At 29.6% G+C, this 7,795-nt stretch carries 8 protein-coding genes; all 8 read right to left on the bottom strand.

What is annotated here, in order from left to right; translation table 11 throughout:
- A partial coding sequence (gene ltrA, locus BM077_RS11590) for a group II intron reverse transcriptase/maturase (RefSeq protein WP_090095251.1) occupies positions 1 to 1,107 on the bottom strand: 1,107 nt, incomplete at its 3' end.
- An 840-nt stretch (positions 1,108 to 1,947) separates the two neighbouring features.
- Positions 1,948 to 2,370 carry a hypothetical protein gene (locus tag BM077_RS11585; protein ID WP_089750521.1) on the bottom strand — a complete coding sequence of 141 codons (423 nt, stop codon included), beginning with the start codon at positions 2,368 to 2,370 and terminating at the stop codon, positions 1,948 to 1,950.
- A 13-nt stretch (positions 2,371 to 2,383) separates the two neighbouring features.
- A complete protein-coding gene (locus BM077_RS11580) occupies positions 2,384 to 3,415 on the bottom strand; it encodes a hypothetical protein (RefSeq protein ID WP_089750519.1) in 1,032 nt (343 codons plus the stop codon).
- Positions 3,416 to 3,616: 201 nt separating this feature from the next.
- Entirely contained in the window at positions 3,617 to 4,627 is a 1,011-nt protein-coding gene (locus tag BM077_RS11575; protein ID WP_089750517.1) for a hypothetical protein, read from the bottom strand.
- A gap of 193 nt (positions 4,628 to 4,820) precedes the next feature.
- Positions 4,821 to 5,648 (bottom strand): HNH endonuclease, encoded by an 828-nt coding sequence (locus BM077_RS11570; RefSeq protein ID WP_089750515.1) that lies wholly within the window; start codon positions 5,646 to 5,648, stop codon positions 4,821 to 4,823.
- Complete coding sequence (locus BM077_RS11565) at positions 5,641 to 6,024, bottom strand: helix-turn-helix domain-containing protein (protein WP_089750513.1); 384 nt, start codon at positions 6,022 to 6,024, stop codon at positions 5,641 to 5,643. The genes BM077_RS11570 and BM077_RS11565 overlap by 8 nt, the downstream gene beginning before the upstream one ends.
- 233 nt (positions 6,025 to 6,257) lie before the next feature.
- The gene (locus BM077_RS13910) at positions 6,258 to 6,905 is read right to left on the bottom strand and encodes a YecA family protein (protein WP_089750511.1); all 648 of its coding nucleotides are present in this window, start codon (positions 6,903 to 6,905) and stop codon (positions 6,258 to 6,260) included.
- 73 nt (positions 6,906 to 6,978) lie between these two features.
- Positions 6,979 to 7,782 carry a toll/interleukin-1 receptor domain-containing protein gene (locus BM077_RS11555; protein WP_089750510.1) on the bottom strand — a complete coding sequence of 268 codons (804 nt, stop codon included), beginning with the start codon at positions 7,780 to 7,782 and terminating at the stop codon, positions 6,979 to 6,981.
- Positions 7,783 to 7,795: the final 13 nt, after the last annotated feature.

The raw sequence follows: 7,795 nt of genomic DNA, 5'->3' as shown, positions 1-7,795 counted from the left end.
CAAACTTCTGAGTCGCTTATTCCTATTTTCTTTGCACCACTTAGTAAAATTCTTAAGTGATTTTCTTAGTTTCTTGCGTGAAGTTCTCCTTTTAATTATGTCCTTACCTTTCCTTGAAGTTCCCCAACGCATCTCGAACCCTAGAAATTCAAAGCTATTATTTTCATATTTACGGAATCTAGAGAAACTGATTATATTTGTCTTTTCCAATGAAAGTGCTAGACCAAATTTATTTAGTCTCTTTTGTAACATGTGATAAAATCGTTCTGCATCTCTTTTGTACCTAAAAGCACAAACAAAGTCATCAGCGTAACGACATAGATGGGCTTCACCTGCACATTCTTTCTTAACTTTTCCTATAAACCAGATATCTAATACGTAGTGTAGATAGATATTTGCTAGAATGGGACTTATTATGCCACCTTGAGGAGTTCCTGTAACTGGATGAATGACTTGTCCATCTTCTTTTAATATCCCAGCTTTTAACCATTTCTTGATTAGCCTTATAAATTCTTTATCATTAACTCTTTGTTTTAACATTTCTATTAACCAATCATGGTCTATGTTATCGAAAAATCCTTTGATATCTGCTTCAACTATGTAACTGTATTTGCCAAACTGTAATTCTTTTGTTAAAGATTTTATTGCTACTTTTGAATCACGGTTTGGTCTATATCCATAGCTATTATCTATAAAATCTTGTTCATAAATTGCTTCTAATATATCGGCTGTTGCTCTTTGTACTATTTTATCGGCAACTACTGGAATCCCCAGTGGACGAAGTTTCCCATTGTCCTTTTCTATATTCACTCTACGTACCATCTTTGCATGATATCGCTTACCTATTAAGCTATCTAATATACTTTCAATATTATCTTTTAAGTTTTTAGCAAATTCTTTGGCAGTTATTTTATCTACTCCTGCGGCTGCTTTCTTATTTATGTTATCCCAAGCTTTACTTAAAGCACTATGGTTTATCTGCCTATATAGGTCACGAAATCTATACTTTTTGAGTCGTTTTGCTTTCTTTGCTATTCCCTTCAGTGAGGTTTGCACTAATTGCTCCGGCCTTGCGCGTCCGGTTAGTGTTTCCTTTGATGAGTACATATTTCTGTCACCCCTTCCCCATGTAACCAGCTCTCCTGGTCTCAGAGTACTATGAGTTAATCCGACTTCCTACAAGTCGCAGGTCGTCCTCTTTTTCGATTGGATAGACCTTCCAATAATCATTGGAACCTGTAGGACCTCCCAAATTCCTGATATTTCTTTCTCTTCATGCCAGGTTCTCTGACCCCGACAGACCCTCCGGAATCTCACCTTTTACAATTCCTTCGTATTGACTTCCGCAACGTTAACTACGTCGTCATCTGCTCTTCTCCTGTTTCCAGGACCCGATACTAACGGGGCTCAATATGCTTCAGGAATTACGGTCTTCCCTCTGGCCTAAAAAGTTCTCTGTGTACACTTCACCTGAATTGTTACCAATTCAAAGCGCAACACTCGATATAGGTGGATGGTTAGTCCTTACCTAGCAAAGACTGTTATCAGATATATTGACTAATTAAAATATTACTCAAACCATTGAACGACCTTCACTTTACCAAAGACAGTGAGGTAGTGAAAGGTGGACCTTCTGTCGGCGATCTTTTAAGCTCTTACCATTGAGCTATTTACGTTGGTTCTGTTGTAATCTCTCATAATCGATATTATCCTAAGTCTACTCTAGTAGACGGCTTCACCTTGCCAGAAATATCAAACTTGCTTGGCGTACTAACGTTCCTGGTGTTTACGACGCTCATCAAAGCTCGTCCAATTTCAATTTAACACAGCAATTACAATTATATAACTCGAGCAATCTTGCATAAGTCATTACCAAGACAACTATTATGCACTTTGCTTAGTGTCGTAAATGCCATGTTAGCCGATGTTTTATGTATTAATTACTCATTATTTACTTTTAAAATAATAATTACCATTATGTTGCAAACCAAATAATCTTTCTAAAATTATTGCCAATGTTGCAAAACCTATAAAAAAGGATAATATAGGTAAAATTCTTACCAATCTTCCTGTAAAATAACTTCTTAATAACAATAAACTTATACATAATATAAAAATTATTATTGAAGAAAGACCTTCTCTAAAACTTGTTATTATTGTATTTTCTAACACGAAGATCATAAAAGTTACTAGAAAAAATAATGGTAACGAAAACATTAAAACTACTGCAATATTGCCTAATCCATAATACGATACTGTAAATAATCCACCATCTTTTATTCCAATATATATATACGCTAAAATCCCAGATAAAATTCCTCTAATTAAATACAATTTAAAAACAAACTTAAACTTACTTTGTTTTTTCATATTTTTCACCTCTCTAATCCATCAACTCCATAGCGTCCTTTACTACTGGATTTACATCTCTTGCGACTGCCCCACTAGATATTAACATATATGACTTTCTTAATTTTCTAATTCCTCTAACAAAACCTTTACTATAATAAATTTTATATGCGACCTTTTCACCATATTTAACTGTGTGAATTATTTCTTTAGTAGTTTTAAATAAACCTGTTGCTGCTCCAGTTAAATCAAGAGCATAATATAAGTTTTCCCCTCTCTCTTCCCATAATTCTTCATTATATTTATATTCGTCAAACATTTTAGAAACAGTAACCCCAGCAATTTTACCTAATTCTTTATAAATATCTCTTAATGGGTTTACCTTTCCTACTCCCTCTTCATATCCAATTGATTTAAAATATATATCTGCACTTGTAGAAATTATCAAGTTTACTCCATGAGTTGCTAAATAATATAAATTAAATCTTGCCAAAAATGAAACGCTTCTTGCCGCGCTAAATTCTAATAAACCCTCAGTCCATAACCATCTTAATCCATCTATTCCGGTCTTGGTTACTGCAAGACCTCCCGCTCCATTTAATCCTAATCTAATATTATCCAAAATTTTTCTTGTACTATCATCTTTGGGCTGAATCAAAAGTCGTCCCCCGCCATACCTTGAATCGATTGGTACGCATGTATATTCACTTCTTCTATTATGCTGTAATAAAACCACTGTATATGTAAGGCTATTATACTCTTCTGTATAGTCCAAAACATACATATTATTCATTTTAATTTCTCTTACAACACAATCATTTTTAACTATTTTTAAGTGCAAGTTCTTTAAATGAGTTTTCAATTCAGAAGTTTCCCTTGCCCATCTATTTAATTTTAATGTCTCTTTTTCATAATCCAGTATTTTACCAGATAACATAATTAATCTGGCTTTATAATGTAATATAGCACTTTGCAACATCCCTTGAGAAAGATTAATAGTTTCTTTCTCATTAGATAAAATCACTTCAGATGTATGCCCTTTTTCTTCATAATTATAAATCTCCACATTGATTCCTCCTATGCACTAAACTCAACATAAAATGTCGGCTAACGTTCCTCGGGTTGCCGACGCCCACGAAAACTCATATTCCTCAAACAAAAATAAAATTTACATAAATAAAACAAAACTCTCTTTTATGCATTAAGATAGGTGTCGACCACGCGATGTTAGACGACGTACGACATATTTTAATTTTCAAATTCATTCTTAATCATCTACTATTCCAAAAGTAGTTAATATTTTTTGGTCTATTCTTTCATCATGTAAAATCTTATCAAAATAATCATTTAAATCTTCAAAATTCATATCATTTTTTAATCCTTTTCTACCATCAAGCCATTTAAGATTAAAAAATCTATCAAATATTGCTTCACATGAACGTCTTGGAAACTGTGCAATAATTGAATCAAAAAAAGAATTACAAACTTGATAATGATGAGTATGAATAAAATCATTCCATGTTTCAACCAATTCTTTTTCATCTTTAATATCAATAATTTCTATTTCTTCAAAATTTCTTTTCTCTTTTTCTCCCCATGAATTTTTTAATAAATCAATAGCAACTTTATCAGTTTTAGGAGCACTATATCCAAAAATAGTTACTACAAAAGCTTTTTCCATATAATATCTTATTGCATTCCAATGATCTTTAATAAGCAAGTCACTATCATAATCTTTATTTTTTACTGGAAATAATAATTTAGTTTTCTCAAATAAATCTCCACATATTGGACAGCGATTTCCTATAAAACCACCACGTTTGTGTTCATGACAGACACCAACATAGACGTTACCATGAAGAAATAATAATTCTGGTAATTCATTAGTAATCCTACTTACTCTCTTATATGCTTGTAATAATAAAGGATCCCAATTAAATGTTGCAATTACATCTTTTTTTCTAAGTGACAGAATTAGATAATCATAAATCGTTGGTTCTGATGGAATTTCAAATTGTAAAAGATAATCATATATCCTACTTTCCAGAGTTTCTAAAACCTCTTTACAATCATCTCGTTCATATAATTCTGAATAAATATCTTCTAAATTATCGCTATCTGTATTAATTTCAACTTCCTCAATTAAATTCTTCATATTTAACTTATCGATAAAACCATCCATAACAGATATTTGTCTACCATTAGCATCACCATTTAATATCGTTGCAACACTAGCACCAGCTCCTAATATTACTAAATGAGGTCTGTTCTTCATCATTTTTTCAAACTCAATATAATCTTCTTTTTTCATGATTTATGTTTAATAGAAAAGCGTATAACAAGTGCAAAATCCTATTAAAATCCCACCTCCCTATTTATTACACATTTTTTATGTCTAATAAATAAAATTAATCTTTTATTTTCAAAATTATTAAATTTCATAGTTTAGTTTGAATTACCTTTTTTTATTATTAATTTTTGAATATATTATCTCTATGATATTTTAAATAATCTTTATTGGGTTTTCCTTTGGAAGGCTTTTTTATTGTTTCTCCTTTTATCTCTCTTAATATTTTATACAATTTCTTATCTTTTTTTATTAAAGAGGATAATTTAATTTCATAATTATTGTTGATAGTTATATATCCTTTATCAAATAACTTATCGTGTAAAGCACATAAACAAATAGCATTACTTTCATCAATTCTTTTTTCTTTGTCTTTACTCCAAGGAATAATATGAGAACAAATTAAAATTTCTTTTGTATTAATTCCACAAATAGCACATTCATAATTGTAATTTTCTTTAATTCTCTCTGCAAACTGAGTATGGCCACTTCTTATATTTATCTCTGTTTTTTTATCTTCAATATAATATTTAGTATGTTGATTATGTTCATTAACCTTTTCAATATATCTTTTTTTAAAATTAGTTAAAGAAGTATTTTCTTTAACTAATTCTATAAGTACTTTCAATTGTTTCATTGATATATTATTTTTTTTTAGTTTGCTAGGTAAATGAGAATATCCTAACAATTCTAAATATTGTGGTTTAATATTTAAAACTCTCATTATCTCAAAAAGTTTATCTAATCCTATTCCTGAGCTAGCATGTTCATATTTTGATATTGCTTCACGACTAATATTGAATTCAAATTTATCAACAACTTCTTTTAAAGAAAATTCATTTTTTTCTCTAAAATATTTTATGAACTTTCCTAATTTATTCTCCCATTCTTGCCTTTGGTCTTTATGAACCTCTCCTCTATGATTTAAAGTTATCTTTTTTTCTTTACTCATCTAAAGAAACCTCATTTAAATTCAAAGTTTTAAATAAATATATAGCATTTTCTAAATCTTTAGGCATTATATTATTTTGATATGCTCTATTAAATAAAGAATAATAATCATCTTTTTCAAAATTTGATAAGTCTAAATTTTCAAAAATTCTATATATTGGAATATTCATTTCATTCATTAATTTTTGTAACGTAAAACTTGCAATCGAGAAAGTATGTTCATTTATAATATTGCTTATATAAGATCTAACTACATTTATCTCATTTGATAATTGAGTTTGAGATTTACCTGTTTTATCTAAATGTTCTTTAGTTAATTTTGATACTGTTTTGTAGATTTCTTTTTTCAAATAGTTATCGTTTTTATTAATGCTCATTAGTTTTTACCCTCCATATAAATTAACTAACATAGTATGTCGTCTAACGTCCCGCAGCTTCGCGACGTCCCCGCTAACCATCCTAGTCTCAGATAAACCTCTAAATCTCACATAAGTCAGCCTAACTTTCATTTATGCTCATAACTGGGATGTCGCTAAGGTGCTGTTATATGATGGATGGCACTCCCCCATGTTAAAGTTACTGCTACTATTTTTCTATTGACAATAAAAAACTATTTATCTGACCATTTAACATTAGAATACTTACTTTTTAATTCTTGAATATTCACATCAAGCGAAATCTTTTTTGCGATTATTTTAACAAAATCCCAAAGTCCATTTTTCCTTTCTGGATAATTACTCATATATTTTTCAAAAGAAGTATTTTTAATTTTTTTTGCATAAGCACTAATAGCTTGTCCAGATACTATACCATACTCTGCTTTGGGTGGTTGCTTAGTATCAACAGATACTCCATTAATTATAGGAGAAAATAACATATCCCCATGAATAGTTTTAAATATTGCAGCATCATAAACATTATTAGATATTTCTATCCAAGAATGGTCAAAAACAATGTTACTATATTTAACCTCACCTAAACAAAGAGTTGGTTTTAATCCTATCTCACTAAATAAAACATATAAGACTGCACATGTTGCATGACATGCACCTTTCCAATCTCTTCTGTCTATAATATCTAGAACATTAAAAAATATTTTGACAATATCATCGTTCTTTGGTTCACTAATTAAAATATCTCTGGCATTAATTTCCCATTGAATAAATTTATTAGTAACAAACTTGTTTATACAACACTTTTTATATTTTCTACCACTTCCACAAGGACAACGGTCATTTCTACCAATTTTCTTAGACATTAATATCTTCCTCCAATTTTTTAATTACATTTCAATTAGATTAAAACCTCTTTTTTATAATTTATTTATCTATCTATTCTACTTCAAGTATTTTTACAAAATTCATAACAACTTTTAAAAAATTATTTCTTGTAAAATGAAATCTTTGAGCATCTCCTTGTAAACCACCAATATCTGTTTCATCTATTCCTTCTTCAACAAACATTGCAACATCTTTATCAAATGCAATTGCTGCCCCTTTCTCTTCTAATAACCAAGCCGCTGTTGTAAATTTTCCATTCTCTTTTTTATCTCTTTTTGTCATAACAATAACTGCTATATCTGAAATTTGAATTTTTTCAATAATTGCATCAGATATTGAACCCAATCTATCTGCTTTTCCATCAATTACTTTATAACCCTTATTCTCGAGCAACTCTTTAAATCCAGAAACAAATTCATCATCATCTTCTCTATAACTATAAGCCAAAAAAATAGTTGTATCTTCATTACTATCAGCACTATCATCATTGCTTTTTTTTAATGTTTTTTCTTCATTTTTTGTTATATTTTCTTTAATTTCTTCAAATACTTCTCTTGTAATATCCTCTTTATAATCATCTATTTCAAAAACACATTCTTTTCTACTATAAACATAAAGAACACCTGGTGATACTTGACTTTGTTTAGCTTCTCGTAGATAATTAGATGCTTTTCCTGTGGTAGTGATTATCATTCTTTTAACTTTTGATGGCTCAATAAAATATCCATCTACTTGAAAATCTTTGTTTTGAAGATACGGTTTTGCCATATTTTCTTTAATATAATTTAAGTCCTCGTGATCAATTTCATATACTTCATCTGTTTCTTCTGTAGAAATTAAAATATGATAAAACATGTTTTTCCCCCTT

The organism is Candidatus Frackibacter sp. WG13, assembly GCF_900114655.1.
Lineage (GTDB): Bacteria > Bacillota > Halanaerobiia > Halobacteroidales > Acetohalobiaceae > Frackibacter.
This window is presented reverse-complemented; position numbering and strand designations above follow the sequence as displayed.